Below are 16,520 nucleotides of genomic sequence, written 5' to 3'. Positions count from 1 at the left end.
TATTCACTGATGTCGTGTCGATCTACTACACGGAAAGACGACACATCCCAGCACGGTATTGTCGCTGAAGATAAAAAAGAGCAATAGTATAACGGATTGGAAATGGTCTCACTATCGACAATCTCTACCGAGGGCATTAAGTCTCGCTAGCGAGACCGTCAAGAACCTCATGAAGTGCGTCTAAACGCCGCAGCGGGTCATCAATACTCAAAATTTGATAGGACTGTTCTTCCGGCAAAGGCAAAAGCTGGGCAAGCCGATTAGCCAAGGCACCAGCCTCGTCGACATCGACTGCCATACCTAAACGCTGCACATGGGGGTGCTCGCCAAGCTGGCGAAGCAAATCACTCAATTCTTCACTGCGCTGCGGCAGCGGCTGATCCGCTTGCTCTTGCAGCCAATCAATATCTGCCGTATACAAACCACCTGCTGACTGGCGGGCATGGTTGATTTTAAAACGGCGACGACCCTCCACAACCACTCCTAAAAGGCCATCAGGCAATTGATCCCAGTCAGCAATATGCGCCTCAGTGCCTATTAGCGCCAAACTGCTAGGCCGCTCACCCGGTGACAGGACTTCCCCGCCGCCCTCTGGCATCCAAACTATGCCAAAGCTAGCCTCGGCGCGCAGGGTATCGCGCACCAAATCCAAGTAGCGACGCTCAAAAATCCGCAAGCCCATACGACCACCGGGGAATAGCACCGTTCGCAATGGGAACAACGGTAGCTCGGCACTCGTGTTAGCGGCAATATCTGCCATTAGCTCTTCGCTCCCGCTTCCGGCCCTAGTGGTTTAATTACTAAAATGAGCTTTGGTAACAACAGCATTGCGCCCAATAAAGCCGCAATCATCGCAAGCCCCGTTAGTAAACCAAAATAAATACTCGGCGTAAAATTAGACAGCGACAAAATTGAAAACCCAAATACTATAATAATTGAGGTGTAGTACATCGCCTTACCAATACTGGCATGGCTGCGATACATGGCCGCCAGATAATTGCGATCCAGCGCAAACTCTTGCTTAAAGCGGTGAACATAGTGAATGGTGTCATCAACACCAATACCCACCGTAATAGCCGCGATAGTGATAGTCATCATATCCAGGGGAATCCCCACCAAGCCCATGCCACCCAATACCGCACCGGCTGCTAATAAGTTTGGCGTTAGCGCAATAAATGCCAAACTTAAGGAGCGAAACAGCAGCACAAACATCGCGAGTATCGCAACAAACACCGCGCTCAAAGTCATAATTTGCGAAGAAAACAGGCTTTGCAACATATTGTTGTAGAGCACCAACATACCGGTGAGATGAATTTGCTCGGGTTCAAAACCCAAGTCGTCAATTAAGTGGGCCCGAATATCCGTCAATAACTGCTGGCGATGCAGCTCACGGCTAGTTTCCTTCACCCGCACGCTGATCCGCACTTGGTCGACCTCTGCCGACCAATACGGATCCACCAAAATAGAAGTAATTGACTCTGGTAGCGAACGCTGCGCCAGTGCCAGCTGCAAATCATCGACGTTACCCATCACAATTTTCATCACATCATAGAACGTCGCCAAAGACAGCACTTTTCCCGTTTCGGGCAGGCTATCGACATAATCATGCACTGACTGCACACGCTTCATGCCCGCAACCGTAAACCACTCACTCTGCGGGGCGCCGCTGTCGCCACCAAAGTCGTCACCAAAATCATCACTGAAATCATTGGCGAAATCATTTTCAAAAGCCGCATCTTTAGCCGCCACCGGCTGCTTTTTGGGGAGATCTAAAATAATATCCAGCGGAATGGTACCGCCCAATTCCGAATCAATAGTCTCCATGCCCTGATAAATTTCAGTGGTGTCATGAAAATAATCAATAAAACGATTCTCTACTTTTAGCTGGGTAATTCCCCACACGCTCAGCAATAACAAGCCCGCTGATACTAGTAATATCGTCTTGCCATAATGCTCAGTCGCCGCCGCAAAATAGCGGGTAAACGTAGCCGAATCACTACCACCTTCAGTCTCAACACGGGGCTTTAACAGCATCAGTACGCATGGCAACACGATAAAGGTCATCGTCAGAGCTGCCAGTACGCCCATTGTCATCATCCAGCCAAAATCAATAACCGGCCGGATTCCGCTCACTACCAAGGAGGCAAACGCCACCAAAGTCGTCAAAGAGGTGTAAATACAGGGCCGCAACATAATCCCGACGGTTTCTGAGACCAAGGTAAACTGATCTGCATCGGGTTGGGCCGCCGCATACTCTCGAAAGCGCACCACCAAATGCATGGTTATCGACAGAGTAATAATGAGCAGCAATGCGACAAAATTTGCAGAGATAACCGTCAAACGCCAATCTAAAAAGCTGAGTAGGCCCAGCATAAACACTACCGTCAGTACGCAGGTTGACAGCGGCAGCAGCATCCAGCGCCAACTGCGGAAAATAGCCACTAACAACACCACGATGAACAGCAGAATACCGCTGCCAAACACCCGTAAATCGCTTTTCACAAAGGCAATCATATCCACGGCAATCATCGGTACGCCGCCAAGAAAGACAGTTGCATCGCCGCGGTAGTCGTTGACAATAACCCGGGCCTGCGCAACCAGTTCTGCCTGTCGCTCATGAACCACGCCAGTGTAATCTGCAAAGGTTGTTTCCAGCGTAGCAAGTACGGTGTGCTCGGCATCTGTTAAGGTGTTTTCGTCAGCTTTTGCTCGCAGTAAATCGCGCTCGTCAAGCAACGCAAAATAACGCTCATCACGCTGCAAATTAACCTGAAGTGCCGTCGTGCGACCATCAGCACTGGTTAACAAAGATTTATAAATTGGACTAGTTGCCAGCTCTCGCTTCACCAGCTCGATATCGATGCCCGGCGTTCGCAAGGTCGGTATATCGCCGCTCGTTACCTGGCTTAAAGACACCCGCGGGCTTTGCAATAAGGGCACATCTAAAATGGAATTTACGGATGACACATTTGGCAGTTCTGCCATGCGCCGGCGTAATTCACCGAGGGTTTTCAATTGCTCGGGAGCGAACAGATCATTCTTGGGCTGATAGGTCACTAGCAAGAAATCTTCCGCACCGTAGCGCTTACTAATTTCACGATAGTATTCAAGCGAGGTATCACCCTCTAAAACCAGAGCGTCAGCGGAGGCGTCTAGTTTCATGGTAGGAATAAACGTTGCCAGCCAACCGACACCAACCAGAAGCAGCACCATCACCCAAAAAGCATTTTTTAAAACGATGCGTTGATACAGTGAAAATAACGCCGCAGACATGCCAAATCCTCAATAAATCATTTATGCCGGAATATTTTTATTTCCGGTACTGGTTTTATTCTGAATGACCACCGGGGTGGCCTAAAAAATCAAGATTCTTCACCCCAACGTGGCAGCAAGGTTTGCGCTACACCAAGATGATCGAGAATACGCGCGACAACAAAATCAATTAGATCAGCCACACTTTCAGGCTGCCGATAGAATCCTGGTGACGCAGGCATAATGGTCGCGCCCATTTGCGCTAAACTGAGCATATGCTGCAAATGAATCGCCGATAGCGGCATTTCCCTGGGCACGAGTATCAACTGACGACGTTCTTTGAGTGCAACATCGGCGGCGCGTTCAATTAAATTATTACTTGCGCCACAGGCAATAGCAGACAGTGTCCCAGTACTGGCAGGACACACCACCATCGACGAGGGCGCGCCACTACCCGAGGCCACTGGCGCCATCCAATCTTCTGGACCATGAACTTTAAGCTGATCTGGCGCGCAAGAAAATCGCTCACACAAGTGTTTAGATAAAATACTCGGGCGCCCAGGCAAAGGTTGATCGGTCTCGGTTGCAACAACTAACAAGGCCGCTTTTGAGATCATAAAATGCACCTCACAACCGGCGCCAAGCAAACACTCCAACAACCGCAAACCGTATTGGGCACCTGACGCACCCGTCATTGCCAAAGTTACTGACTTCATTAACTACTCTCCCAACGCGCTCGCAAAGCACTCAACAGCCTTTGGTGCACACCCCCAAATCCGCCGTTACTCATAATGACCAAATGATCACCAGTTTTTAGCGAACCAAGCAATTCGCGCACAGTGCCATCAAGATCGGTACTTAAACGGGCGGGGCTTGAACTCTCGGCAATCACCGAATCCAAAGACCAATCCAAACCCGGAGGCTGGTACCAAATTACTTCATCTGCGCAGGCGGTAGCCGGCGCCAAACGATCTTTGTAGACACCCATACGCATAGTATTAGACCGCGGTTCAATCAACGCCACAATTCGGCCGCTACTCACCCTGCCCCGCAATCCCTCTAAGGTGGTTGCTATGGCTGTGGGGTGATGCGCAAAATCATCGTAAACAGCAATGCCTGCAATGGTGCCTAATAACTCCATCCGCCGCTTCACACCGCGAAACTGACACAGCGCAGCAATACCGTCTTTTGGCTGAACACCAATATGATGCGCGGCAGCAAGCGCCGCTAGCGCATTATTCACATTGTGCGCGCCGGTGTGCGACCACGTCACAGCGCCCTGCAATACCCCGCGATAAAACACCCCAAAACTCGAGAAATCATCGCTCTGCACTTCAGCCTGCCATTCCGCGAGCTGATCGCGATGACTACTAAAGCGCTCAACTTCGCTCCAGCACCCCATTTCAAGTACTTTATCTAGAGCAGCCTCTGCGGCGGGCACGATAATGCGGCCAATTGCCGGCACGGTCCGCACCAAATGGTGGAACTGTCGCTGAATGGCAGCCAAATCATCAAAAATATCGGCGTGATCAAATTCAAGATTATTTAAAATAGCAGTGTAAGGGCGGTAATGAACGAACTTAGAGCGCTTATCAAAAAAAGCGCTGTCGTACTCATCGGCCTCAATAACAAAAAAGTCACTTCCACCCAGCCGCGCGGACAAGCCAAAATCATCGGGCACACCGCCAATCAAAAACCCCGGCTGATAGCCGCAGTCTTCCAAAACCCAGGCCAACATGCTGCTGGTGGTCGTTTTGCCGTGGGTCCCAGCGCAAGCTAACACCCAACGACTTTGCAACACATGGTCACTGAGCCACTGCGGGCCAGACGTGTAGGGAATACCGCGATTCAAAACATGCTCGACCGCAGGATTACCACGAGACATCGCATTGCCGACAATCACAAGATCTGGCTCGGGAGTTAAATGGCTGGGGTCATAGCCTTCCATCAAAGTAATCCCCTGAGATTCCAGCTGCGCGCTCATCGGCGGATACACGTTGGCATCGGAGCCAGTCACGGTATGCCCCAATTCCCGCGCGAGAATCGCCAAGCCGCCCATAAACGTACCGCAAATACCCAAAATATGGAGATGCATAAATGAAAACGCCACACAGAAAATTCTGTGTGGCATGGTATCACCGCTATCGCGCCAGCTCTACGCTAACAGATCAGTCAGGACGGACGGCCAGGTTTAGAGACCAAAGATTTATAGACGAGCATCGAATAGCCCGAAGTCGGCGGCTCAACCAAGCGTATAAAGCGGGCACGAACTTTACATGGTAGGACGTAAGCCCAATTAACAATGTTTAGCCGCTTGCGCTACCCATGCCCTAGGGCGTCAATAGGCGTGGACATTTTCATTAGCAAGCATGCTTTCCTTTAAAAAAGACGCCGACTAATGAGCACTGCATCTCAGAACGCAAGCCTGAACATTGAAGCAAAATCGGGATAAAGATATTATTTCACCTACAAAATCTCCTGCTGACAGTACATTTTTATATTGCCGACATAAAACTTATCTACCGCGGATAATAACACCTGCTCGTTTAGACATACGCTTATTTCAGGAGCTGTAATGAAACATTTAAAGATCATACTACTAAGTACTGCGTTATCTGTGGCAAGCCATGCACATTCTCAAGCTCAATCTGCTGGGCTACTGGGGGGCCTTCTTCCTCAGATAACCGGCATTGCCAGCCAGACTGTACTCCCAGTGGTAAACGGTCTGATAGGTGACAATGAGCTTATTGGTGGCATCGCAGCTCAAGTCAGCGACACCCTAAATACAACTCTGAACACTGTTTTACCATTTCCAGTACAGGCCTTGGACGTAGTAATTCCGCTGATCGACGAACTAACAAGTGATGGCGAAGCACTGCAGCTTGGCGGCCAGATGCCAATGCTACTTGATATTACAAACTCCGCCGTAATACCACTGCTGGGCGGACCTACGGGAGGCGAAGTCTTTTAGCTCTTAACAGTTGCGCGTTACGGAGTTCGATTGCTATTCAACCATAAAATGGAACAGCAAAATAACTCCGCTTTTAAGTACCAAATCAATAAATTGATTAATAATTCTTCATCGTCACGTCGGCGATATGCTAGCGAGATGAGCTTCAGATGCTCTGCGACACTTAAAAATTAATGTTAAAGGTTAACCACACTTTCTGAGCATCAACTAGCGTCAAGCTTCCACCGTTAAATGACTCCGTGTCGCCCGCACTGTAGCTTGCGTAGCGTAGCTCTGCCGAATAGTGCCCCCAGCCTTTTCCAACAAAACCGCCGATCTCAGTACCAAGATCACTACCGCCAGTGGTGCTATCTTGATCAGAACTAAAGTCGTGGTAGGCCAGCTGCCAATTCAATCCGTAAGCAATGCCCGACAGCGTCATATACACGTCGGTTATACCCTCACTGATATTACCCAGACCTTTGTTAAGAAAGTTATCTGTCCAACCTTGAAATTTGAACAGTGTCGCCAAGGGCGTAATAAAAAAGCCGTCATCATCTGCGCTTAAGGCTTCATAACCAAAACCAATAGCGACAGGCGATAACTTTATATTGGTCTCTGCCAGCATGTAATCAGCAGTATAATCTGCGGGATTATCGCCAGCACCTTTCTGAGTAGCGTACTCAAGGTTGTAAGCAAAAATACCTGTCTTGCCCTGCCAACGCAGGCCATAGGTATCGGTATCCATACGCTTAAAGCCGGCAAAATTATCATCTGTTTCTAGCAGATAGGCGAACGCAGTCAAACTGCCCGCAGCGAAGGTATAATTTGCATTAAGTATATGTGAGTCCATTTCAGTATCACCGACGGCACTAGCTTCGCCGAAAATACGATTCACATTTGAAATATGCGCGTAAGTCAGTTTCAAATTTTCTATACTACTATTCGCAATGGTAAACGCATCATATGTTTGTTCATTTTGGCGCCAACCAACATGACCAACAAATCGATGATTATCTATGACTAAACGCTGGCGACCGTATTTGAATTCAGTATCCCAATTTTTATACGCCAAAAAGACCTGATTAACTTCGGTGCCGACGGGGTCCGCAATTAATGGCTCAGACACGTTGCCATTAACACCATCATTTGAACTACCCGCAAAATTGCTCACGTCGTCCATTTCAATAAAACCAGAAAACCCCTGATACCCATCTGTTTTAAAATTCAAACGGGTCTTAAGAGTTAACGCACTACCGTTATTCTCTCCAACACGCGCATCTTCAGTCACTGACTCGTAGCGCAAACGTAAGTTTAAATGCACCTCACCTTTGGCAAAAGCTTGACCAAGTGATTCTGCCGCAAAAGAATTCTGAGAAAAAAAAGCCGTAGCGATAACAATAGCCGCGCTTGGCAAGTTAATAATATTCAAAATAATATCTCCGAAAAATAAGGTCTTGCCGTTTTTTCATTAAGTGGAATTGTAAAAAATCCTGAACGAACCGCATTCTCATATTGCTTCTGCAAATACGAAGCCAAAAACATAAAAAATGAAAAAATATTAAAAATTATTAAAAATTATTATATTTCAACAAGTTAAAAATAATGAAAACCCTGAAACTCATGACGCACCAAAATATCTCGCCACCAAATAACAGTCGCGCACGTTTTTAGAGCGAAAAGGCACCGAACGAACACACGAGGAATAATAGCTTTAATAGGCCGATAGTATTTAATATAAAATTATTCGTAGATTAAAGGATGGATACTCAAGGAAACTTCATACTTTTTTTATTTTAAGAGCGAATCAAAACTGCAATAAATTACAACTTAACGCAGCAAGCTCCACAGCAAACACGCGAATAAGAACAGAGAGATCCCTTGCCAGGTACGCAGGGGGTTTCGGATCAGCAGGGGCTGAAAGGTGTCTCTCATAAAGTCCGGATTGGGATTCGCCAAATCGTATACAAACTCAGACACGTCGCTGTAACGCAGCTCCGGACTGATACTTAGGGCGCGCGCCAACGAGGCATCCAGCCATAGCGGTACGTGGGCGTTGTAAGCGCATGCGGAGACATACTTCAAGCGCGAAAACGCAATCGTCGTCGCGCAGTTTTGCAGCCGGCCCTGATAAGGCAGCTGTCCAGTCAGCATTTCAAAAACAATCACCGCCAATGAGAACTGATCGGCTCGACCGCTCGGCCGCCGACCTAGAATATGCTCTGGGGCAGAATACTGCGCCGTTCCCAAGACTTTGTCGCGCTCGATAGGTACAGCTATCTCGGCGAGACCAGCCACGTAACAGGAACCAAAATCGATTATTTTCACTGAGCCATCATCGCCGACTAAAATATTATCTGGTTTGATATCTTGATGAAAAGTATCTCGTCGATGCATAGCTTGCAGGCCTTTGGCAACCGGCAGAATAATATCTAGCATCGCCTGGGTCGCTGGCTTTGGGTGTTTTTGCATCCACTCCCCCAGCGTTGATCCGGGCGAGTAGTCTGACAAATAATATAAATAACTTGGCGTTTTTGGCGGCTCAATCACCTCGATCACGTAATCACTTTGAATTCGCCGCCCGATCCAACTTTCTAATATAAAGCGCTCTATATACGCAGGATCATCATTGAAATTTGGAGAGGGTGTCTTCATTACGTAACGCCGATCTGCGAGCTGATCAAACACTTTGTAGAGCTGGCTACGCGGGCTAGCGTGGATTTCAGCTTCGACTAGCAAGCCATCGACCACTACGCCCACGCTTAGCGGTGGTGGAAATGGCAGCACTGTAAGCTTACGATATACGTCGCCAGCATCGGCCAATGGCAAAGCATCAATCCGCAACAACTGGCAGCTCAAATTATCATCACTGCCGGCCGCCAATGCTTCATCAATTAAACACTGCCCTGCGACATCGAGCTCGTCACCATGCGCGGCTATTAAAGCCTGCATGCGACTACTACTGAGCACATCGTGAATACCATCGGTGCTCAAAACGAAGACATCACCAACCGCGACGTCTGCGGCGCGGTAGTCGACATCAAGGTTAACATCGAGACCCATAGCGCGGGTAAGATAAGACTTACCACGGCCAACTGGCATGGCGTGGTCGCGGGTGAGCTGCTCGAGAATACCCTCTCTTAAACGGTATACCCGACTGTCACCAACATGGAATATATGCGCGGTCTGGGATTTAAAAATAGCGATACTGAGGGTGGAAACATAACCTTTCTCAGCCTGTATATAATGCTGACCCTGACCGTACAACCAACGATTAAGGGCCGTCAGAACTTGCTGAGCAGACCGCTTTACCGACCATGAATCTGGCGTTGAAAAGTAATCACTTAAAAATCCGGTCACACACGTTTCTGCCGCCTCCTTTCCCGCCTCTGCAGCGGAGACACCGTCCGCAATAATAGCCACTGCACCTTTGGTGGTGATTTGATCATTTTCTGGCACGCGAATGCCTAAGCTATCTTCGTTAACCGGTTTTTGCCCAGCACTGCTGTGCTGAGCTATCGATAATTTCAAACCACCGTCAAAGTGCATTGGGCATGCTCCAGAAAGGATGCTGTTACTAACCCTAGCTTACTTCAATCAGCGCAACACTGCCGTCTTCATTCACCTCGGCGGTATGGCCCGCAGGCTCTTCCATATACTGCACCGCTACAAACACGACTGCCGCGCAGGCTGCAATCACTAAGAAGAAGTCGCCATTACTAACGAAGGACAGCACCGTTAGGAAAATAACCGCGCCAACATTGCCATAGGCCCCAGTCATGCCGGCAATTTGACCTGTCATGCTGCGCTTAACAAGCGGCACAATAGCAAATACTGCACCTTCGCCAGCCTGCACAAAGAATGAACAGCACATGGTAGCCACCACCGCCAGCCAAATCGGCCACGCAGCGTCAATCTGACTTAAGACCATATAGCCCAAGGTCAGACCAGAAACCAAAATTGACAGGGATTTACGGCGACCAAATCGATCGGATAAATAGCCGCCGCCGGGACGAGCAACCAAGTTCATAAAAGCAAAGCCCGATGCCAACATGCCAGCCTGTACCGCGCTCAGTGTAAAGGTCTCCATAAAGAACAGCGGCAACATCGAGACCACCGCCAATTCAGAGCCAAAGGTCACAAAGTAAGCGACATTAAGAATAGCCACTTGCTTAAACTTGTATTGCTGCATAGGGGGAATAGGGACGTTATTCAGGACATCACTATTCACTCTTAAGATCTGGCTAACTTGCACTACAAACAAGACCACCAACACTAGGTATAAGGCCACACAAGCGAATTCGCTCAACAAACCTAAATTCGCCGGCGATAATTTCCACGTCAATACGGCTAAAGCGAGGTACATAGGTATACACATCGCAATATAAAAAACTAAATCGCGCTTACTACTCACCACCAATCCACCGGACTTTTTTGGCTTAAAATAGGTAGCACCCTTAGGAGTATTACGGGCGCGCCAGTAAAAGAAAAAACCATAAAGGAATGCCAAAATGCCGGTCGTTCCGATCGCGTAGCGCCAGCCGTCATCACCACCGTAGTAGAGTGCTAGGGTCGGCAAGGTCATTGCACCTGCGGCGGAACCAAAGTTACCCCAGCCGCCATATACGCCTTCCGCCAAGCCAACTTGGCGCGCGGGGAACCACTCGCCCACCAAACGGATACCGATAACAAAGCCAGCACCAATAAAGCCCATTAAAAAGCGCAGCAACGCGATCATTTCGTAGCTATCAGCCGTCGCGAATGCCACACACACCACGCCGCCAATAATAAGTAAGGCGCTAAAGACAACGCGCGGACCGAAGCGATCCACCAACATACCCACCACCACTCGCGCCGGGATCGTCAAGGCGACATTCAAAATCATCAAGGCTTTAACCTGCTGGCTACTCAGATCAAAGGCCTCTTGAATGGACGACAGCATCGGCGCAAAGCTAAACCAAACCAAGAAAGTAAGAAAGAAAGCAAACCAACTAAGATGCAGTAGGCGAATTTTATCTTGCTTGAGATCAAGCACATTAAGGGTTGAGGAAGACATGACCAGCTCCAATAGGGATATTACGGAATCTGAGCTAAGGTCAGCAATCACTATGCCAAAGCACTACCTACTAGCCCGCCCCTTTCTTAAGCTATTGTTTATTAATAATTTAAATTTTTTAAAAACGTCCCGTCCCACATTTACGCACCAATCTAGAGCACAAAGTAATCACCCAAACCTGCTTAACGCCGCACCAACTTAGAGCCTCACGCCCCATCAAGCATCAGACTGCGAGCTAATTTTGCTACAAAATTAGCTTTTAAAGGACATAAAATATAATTTAATCGTTTTATATCAATTACTTAAATATGCACTTATGCAGTGGCATAGCTTTTGCTCTTACCCCTACAGATAGTTTAAAGGCGCGCAAAACCGCACACGCAAGCCCAATACCCGCGCAAATATTTAAGGATGTGAAAATGACTAACAAACAACGCCTACTCATTGTTGGTAACGGCCCGGTTGGCCATCAATTTATTGAATCGCTTGTCGAGAGCGGTCAGTCAGATCGATTCGACATTACCGTCATTGGTGAAGAACCCCGTCACGCTTACGACCGAGTTCATCTCACCGCGTGGTTTGAAACCCGTGAAGCCGCTTCTTTAAATATGGTCTCAGAAGGTTTTTACGCCAACAACGGCATCACCGTTTTTAGTAGTGAAAAAGTCATTGAAATTGATCGTGCCGCGAAATGTGTCAGCACCGATAAAGATCAACAATATAACTACGACAAACTTATCTTATCCACCGGCTCGTTCCCATTCGTGCCGCCGGTGCCTGGCCACGACCGCAAAAATTGTTTTGTATACCGCACCATCGAAGACTTGGAAGCTATTACCTCCGCCGCTGCGAATGCCAAAGTCGGCGCCGTTGTCGGCGGCGGCCTACTCGGCTTAGAGGCGGCAAAGGCGATAAAGGACCTGGGCTTAAAAACCCACGTCATCGAATTTGCCCCTCGCCTCATGGCCGTTCAAGTTGACGAGGGCGGCGGCGCTCTGCTGCGGCGTAAGATCGAAGATCTCGGCGTGTCAGTACACACCCAAAAAAATACCCAACACATCGTTGACGGTGAAGACTGCGTTCACAAATTACAATTTGCCGATGGCGCCGAGCTGGAAACGGATATATTGGTATTCTCTGCCGGTATTCGTCCACAAGATGCACTTGCCCGCCAAAGTGAACTCGAAGTTGGCCCGCGCGGTGGTATCGTGATTAATGACTATTGCCAAACATCTGACCCGGCGATATACGCCATTGGTGAATGCGCACTGTGGGGTGGACGTATTTATGGCCTTATCGCGCCCGGCTGGGACATGGCCCGGACGGCAGTGGACCATGTCTTAGGCGGTATTCAAGAAACCAGCTTCACCGGCGCCGATATGAGTACTAAACTCAAGCTAATGGGCGTTGATGTCGCGTCTATCGGTGACGCCCACGCCAGCACGCCGGGCGCCAAGTGCTATACTTTTATTGACGAAAAAGCCGAAGTTTACAAAAAAATTGTGGTTAGCCAAGACGGCCAGCACCTGCTGGGCGCGGTGTTGATTGGTGAAGCCAATGACTACGGCACGCTGCTACAGTTCGCACTGAATAAAATCACTCTACCCGAACAACCGGAAAGCATGATCCTGCCAAGTTTGGACGGCAGCGCTGGACTTGGTCTTGGCGTGGACGCCCTACCTGATGTCGCCCAGATTTGCTCCTGCAATAACGTCAGCAAGGGTGATCTTTGCGCCGCAGTGCAAGGCGGCGCTATGACGGTGGGTGATCTGAAAGCGGGCACCAAGGCCGCGACTACCTGCGGTGGCTGCACCGCACTAGTGGGACAGGTACTCAATGCTGAACTCACCAAAATGGGTGTCGAGGTCAACACCGATCTCTGCGAGCATTTCCCATACACCCGCCAGGAAATCTACCATCTGGTTAGAGTCGGCGAAATTAAATCCTTCGATGAGCTTTTAGAAAAACACGGCACAGGCCACGGTTGTGAAATTTGTAAGCCCACCGGTGCATCTATTCTTGCCTCATGTTGGAACGACTATATTCTGGAGCCCAAACACGCCAGCCTGCAAGACACTAACGATCGCTACCTAGCCAATATGCAAAAGAACGGCACCTACTCCGTGGTGCCGCGCATGGCCGGCGGTGAGGTTACCCCAGACGGCTTAATCGCCGTCGGCCAAGTCGCTAAAAAATACCGGCTCTACACCAAAATTACTGGCGGCCAGCGCGTTGATTTATTCGGCGCCACCCTCGACCAACTTCCACTTATTTGGGAAGAGTTGATCAGTGCTGGCTTTGAATCGGGTCAAGCCTACGGCAAGTCTTTGCGTACGGTTAAATCCTGCGTGGGCTCAACCTGGTGCCGCTATGGCGTACAAGACAGTGTGGGCCAAGCCATCGACCTAGAAAACCGCTATAAAGGCCTGCGATCGCCACACAAACTTAAAATGGCGGTATCGGGTTGTACCCGTGAATGCGCAGAAGCGCAGAGCAAAGATGTTGGCATTATCGCCACTGAAAAGGGTTGGAACCTCTATTTGTGCGGCAATGGTGGCATGAAGCCACGCCACGGAGACTTATTTGCCTCAGATATCGACACCGACACCATGGTGAAATATATCGACCGCTTCTTGATGTTCTATGTTCGCACCGCAGACCGCCTCCAACGCACCTCAGTGTGGATGGAGAACCTAGAGGGCGGCCTGGACTATCTACGCAAGGTCATTATCGACGACTCACTAGGCCTTTGTTCCGACCTTGAAGCCGAAATGGAAAACGTCGTGAACACCTATCAATGCGAATGGAAAACTACCGTTGAAAATCCGGAGAAGGTAAAGCAGTTCCGCAGCTTTGTGAATACTGACAAAAGCGACCAGGAAATTATGTTTATTCAAGAGCGCGGCCAGATACGTCCCGCGACCGAAGCCGAAAAAGTTGCTGACATCGATTTAATCGCCGTCGCTTAAAGATCACTAACTAAGGCGTCGATAAGCTAAACACTGAAGGCTGATCGACACTACATTTATATGAGGACTACCCCATGTCGTGGACAACTGTTTGCCGCCTCGATGACATAATACCAAACACCGGTGTTGCCGCCTTAATTGATCAAACCCAAGTAGCGATATTTCGTGTCGGTGACGCCGTTTATGCCCTGGCTAATAAAGACCCTTTTAGCAATGCCAATGTGCTTTCCAGAGGCATTATTTGCAGCATACAGGGCACGCTCGCGGTGGCGTCACCAATTTACAAACAACACTTTAGCCTTACGGCAGGACAGTGCCTAGAAGACGACAGCGTCTCTATAGATTGCTACGAAGTGCGCACCGAAGACGGTACGGTGCAAGTCCTTATTAGCCATTAAACCAGCACATCATAACGCCGATTATCAGATTTATCGTAAGTCTCCTCCTCGTCCGGTCGCCACTCAGGTGGGGCCGGCTTTTTTTGCTCCCGGTTTAGCACCAAATACTATTTAGTGGACGTCGTAAATAGCGGTAGTAGACTCCCCACTATGCGGCCTGACCTAACCCCTATTCTACTGTTTAAAGCAACACGATCCTGTGCGACAAGATTAAATCCATTATGTAGAGAAGCACCTAAAACTATCGTTGCCAAGACCCCGGCGTCAGACTCAGGACAAAGGACGCCCTCATGCTGAAACTCAAGAAAGCGAGCCGCAAGTAAACCGTGCAGGGGATGCTGTTTGGCGGCATCATTATTAGCCACCTCACTACGCCCCCAAAGCGGCGCTGTGAGTGGAATAATTGCAATATAAAATAACTCCGCAGCTTCATAGACACTCTGCAACCAGCTTTTCATATCAGCTTGCAGATCTGCATCAATCGCCGCCTTTACCGCTTGCACTTCCGGCAGACGCTCCCCAATCAGGGCATACAATAATCCCGCCTTATCGCCAAAATTATTAAACACACTCGCTTCTGTGGTGCCCGCGCAACTCGCAATATGCCGAGTGGTCAGGGCGGAAATACCGTCACTCTGCAACAAGCGGTAGGCCGCATCTAATAATTTTTCCCTAACCCTAGGTCTCGCCATGTCCTCGCCTCTCAGTCACATCGACACCGGCTAAAACCAACTGGCATCCGTAAGGAAATCTGTTGTAATCGGCTTATAATACCCATTAAAAATAACCGTCACTGCCTCCAGCCTGGAAGCTAACCGCATGCGCTGTAGCGCCACCGGCAAAGGCAAGCATAGAATACCACCTTAAGACATTGCCACTAAAAAAGTGCCACAATAGATACCAATAGCCGCCACCAAAAGATATACGGTATATATTATGTCAGAAGAAAAAACAGTCATTATTGAACGCCGCCCGCCCCTACTTTGGGTCACTATAAATCGTCCGGCCGCCCGCAATGCGGTAGACGGAAAAACAGCTAAGGCCTTGGCGGATGCCTTCAAGGCCTTTGAAACCGACGCCGAACTTTCGGTGGCCATCTTAACCGGAGCAGAACACAACTTTTGCGCCGGAGCTGATTTAAAAGCTGTTGCCAGTGACGACCTTGACAGACGAAACCCTCTCAATACCGACGGCATCGCCCCCATGGGACCAAGTCGGCTGGAATTGAGTAAACCCGTTATCGCCGCTGTTGACGGTTATTGCGTTGCCGGCGGCTTAGAGCTGGCACTATGGTGCGATATGCGAATTGCCACCGAGCGCGCCGTGTTTGGCGTATTCTGCCGACGCTTCGGCGTGCCGCTCATCGACGGCGGCACGGTGCGACTACCGCGTTTAATCGGCATGAGTCGAGCAATGGATATGATTCTCACCGGTCGCGCTGTAGACGCCGCTGAAGCCCTTGCCATCGGCTTGGCAAACCGTGTGGTGGCTAGCGATCAGCTGCGCGATAGCGCAGAGAAACTCGCACTCCAGATTGCCGCGCTTCCTCAACAATGCCTGCGCAGCGACCGCCACAGCACCTATCAGCAATGGGGAATGAATGAAGCCGAGGCCATCGCCAATGAATTTCGGCTGGGAATGCAGACCTTCTCCAGCGGCGAAACCGTGTCGGGAGCACAGCGCTTCGAGCAAGGTTCCGGCCGTCATGGCAGCACAGAAAACTAACGTCCCTAAAAACACCTACAAGGAACAATATTCGCGCCATTGAGTAATTATCCGAGGTGCTCGCTGCGCCGAAACTGCGATATATCAATGGTGTTTTACTATTAGCAAAAATGAATAAACATTATATAAAATACAAAAATAAACTATAATTTGAAGATGAGAAAAATAAT

At 49.2% G+C, this 16,520-nt stretch carries 12 protein-coding genes; 4 read left to right on the top strand and 8 right to left on the bottom strand.

Translation table 11 applies throughout. The annotated features are described in order from the left end of the window. Positions 1-136 precede the first annotated feature (136 nt). The 4 genes from ACI955_RS01640 to mpl form a co-directional block, all read right to left on the bottom strand. Positions 137-760, bottom strand: coding sequence for an LON peptidase substrate-binding domain-containing protein (locus ACI955_RS01640; RefSeq protein ID WP_415241989.1), 624 nt, complete (start codon positions 758-760; stop codon positions 137-139). Continuing rightward, positions 760-3,273 (bottom strand): efflux RND transporter permease subunit, encoded by a 2,514-nt coding sequence (locus tag ACI955_RS01635; protein ID WP_415241988.1) that lies wholly within the window; start codon positions 3,271-3,273, stop codon positions 760-762. The genes ACI955_RS01640 and ACI955_RS01635 overlap by 1 nt, the downstream gene beginning before the upstream one ends. Before the next feature lie 89 nt (positions 3,274-3,362). Next, positions 3,363-3,968, bottom strand: coding sequence for a flavin prenyltransferase UbiX (locus ACI955_RS01630; RefSeq protein ID WP_415241987.1), 606 nt, complete (start codon positions 3,966-3,968; stop codon positions 3,363-3,365). Then, positions 3,968-5,347 (bottom strand): UDP-N-acetylmuramate:L-alanyl-gamma-D-glutamyl-meso-diaminopimelate ligase, encoded by a 1,380-nt coding sequence (gene mpl, locus ACI955_RS01625; RefSeq protein ID WP_415242067.1) that lies wholly within the window; start codon positions 5,345-5,347, stop codon positions 3,968-3,970. The genes ACI955_RS01630 and mpl overlap by 1 nt, the downstream gene beginning before the upstream one ends. Positions 5,348-5,827: 480 nt before the next feature. Here mpl and ACI955_RS01620 point away from each other — a divergent pair, with 480 nt between their 5' ends. Next, positions 5,828-6,223 (top strand): hypothetical protein, encoded by a 396-nt coding sequence (locus ACI955_RS01620; RefSeq protein WP_415241986.1) that lies wholly within the window; start codon positions 5,828-5,830, stop codon positions 6,221-6,223. Between the two features lie 163 nt (positions 6,224-6,386). Here the strand turns inward: ACI955_RS01620 and ACI955_RS01615 are convergent, their stop codons facing one another. From ACI955_RS01615 to ACI955_RS01605, 3 genes are all read right to left on the bottom strand, one after another. Then, a complete protein-coding gene (locus ACI955_RS01615) occupies positions 6,387-7,634 on the bottom strand; it encodes an alginate export family protein (protein WP_415241985.1) in 1,248 nt (415 codons plus the stop codon). 398 nt (positions 7,635-8,032) lie between these two features. Then, on the bottom strand, positions 8,033-9,751 hold the full coding sequence (locus ACI955_RS01610; RefSeq protein ID WP_415241984.1) for a protein kinase domain-containing protein: 1,719 nt from the start codon (positions 9,749-9,751) through the stop codon (positions 8,033-8,035). A 34-nt stretch (positions 9,752-9,785) separates the two neighbouring features. Next, a complete protein-coding gene (locus ACI955_RS01605; protein ID WP_415241983.1) occupies positions 9,786-11,258 on the bottom strand; it encodes a NarK family nitrate/nitrite MFS transporter in 1,473 nt (490 codons plus the stop codon). A gap of 419 nt (positions 11,259-11,677) precedes the next feature. On the opposite strand from ACI955_RS01605, the gene nirB reads away from it, so the two are divergent. Both nirB and nirD read left to right on the top strand, forming a co-directional pair. Continuing rightward, positions 11,678-14,227 (top strand): nitrite reductase large subunit NirB, encoded by a 2,550-nt coding sequence (gene nirB / locus ACI955_RS01600; RefSeq protein WP_415241982.1) that lies wholly within the window; start codon positions 11,678-11,680, stop codon positions 14,225-14,227. Positions 14,228-14,301: 74 nt separating this feature from the next. Continuing rightward, on the top strand, positions 14,302-14,625 hold the full coding sequence (gene nirD / locus ACI955_RS01595) for a nitrite reductase small subunit NirD (protein ID WP_415241981.1): 324 nt from the start codon (positions 14,302-14,304) through the stop codon (positions 14,623-14,625). A 107-nt stretch (positions 14,626-14,732) separates the two neighbouring features. On the opposite strand, the gene ACI955_RS01590 is transcribed toward nirD, so the two are convergent. Next, the gene (locus ACI955_RS01590; RefSeq protein WP_415241980.1) at positions 14,733-15,317 is read right to left on the bottom strand and encodes a TetR/AcrR family transcriptional regulator; all 585 of its coding nucleotides are present in this window, start codon (positions 15,315-15,317) and stop codon (positions 14,733-14,735) included. Positions 15,318-15,561: 244 nt separating this feature from the next. On the opposite strand from ACI955_RS01590, the gene ACI955_RS01585 reads away from it, so the two are divergent. Further along, positions 15,562-16,350: a crotonase/enoyl-CoA hydratase family protein gene (locus tag ACI955_RS01585; RefSeq protein WP_415241979.1), complete on the top strand. Its 789-nt coding sequence runs from the start codon at positions 15,562-15,564 to the stop codon at positions 16,348-16,350. Positions 16,351-16,520: the final 170 nt, after the last annotated feature.

This window comes from Zhongshania sp., from assembly GCF_047636175.1.
In the GTDB taxonomy this organism is placed as follows: Bacteria; Pseudomonadota; Gammaproteobacteria; order Pseudomonadales; family Spongiibacteraceae; genus Spongiibacter.
Note: the sequence above shows the minus strand (reverse complement) of the source record. Positions and strands in the feature narration are given on the sequence as shown.

Excerpts from the sequence above, each read along its gene's own strand:
- ACI955_RS01640 (WP_415241989.1), bottom strand. The coding sequence starts at position 760 with ATGGCAGATATTGCCGCTAACACGAGTGCCGAGCTACCGTTGTTCCCA.
- ACI955_RS01635 (WP_415241988.1), bottom strand. The coding sequence starts at position 3,273 with ATGTCTGCGGCGTTATTTTCACTGTATCAACGCATCGTTTTAAAAAAT.
- ACI955_RS01630 (WP_415241987.1), bottom strand. The coding sequence starts at position 3,968 with ATGAAGTCAGTAACTTTGGCAATGACGGGTGCGTCAGGTGCCCAATAC.
- mpl (WP_415242067.1), bottom strand. The coding sequence starts at position 5,347 with ATGCATCTCCATATTTTGGGTATTTGCGGTACGTTTATGGGCGGCTTG.
- ACI955_RS01620 (WP_415241986.1), top strand. The coding sequence starts at position 5,828 with ATGAAACATTTAAAGATCATACTACTAAGTACTGCGTTATCTGTGGCA.
- ACI955_RS01610 (WP_415241984.1), bottom strand. The coding sequence starts at position 9,751 with ATGCACTTTGACGGTGGTTTGAAATTATCGATAGCTCAGCACAGCAGT.
- ACI955_RS01605 (WP_415241983.1), bottom strand. The coding sequence starts at position 11,258 with ATGTCTTCCTCAACCCTTAATGTGCTTGATCTCAAGCAAGATAAAATT.
- nirB (WP_415241982.1), top strand. The coding sequence starts at position 11,678 with ATGACTAACAAACAACGCCTACTCATTGTTGGTAACGGCCCGGTTGGC.
- nirD (WP_415241981.1), top strand. The coding sequence starts at position 14,302 with ATGTCGTGGACAACTGTTTGCCGCCTCGATGACATAATACCAAACACC.
- ACI955_RS01590 (WP_415241980.1), bottom strand. The coding sequence starts at position 15,317 with ATGGCGAGACCTAGGGTTAGGGAAAAATTATTAGATGCGGCCTACCGC.
- ACI955_RS01585 (WP_415241979.1), top strand. The coding sequence starts at position 15,562 with ATGTCAGAAGAAAAAACAGTCATTATTGAACGCCGCCCGCCCCTACTT.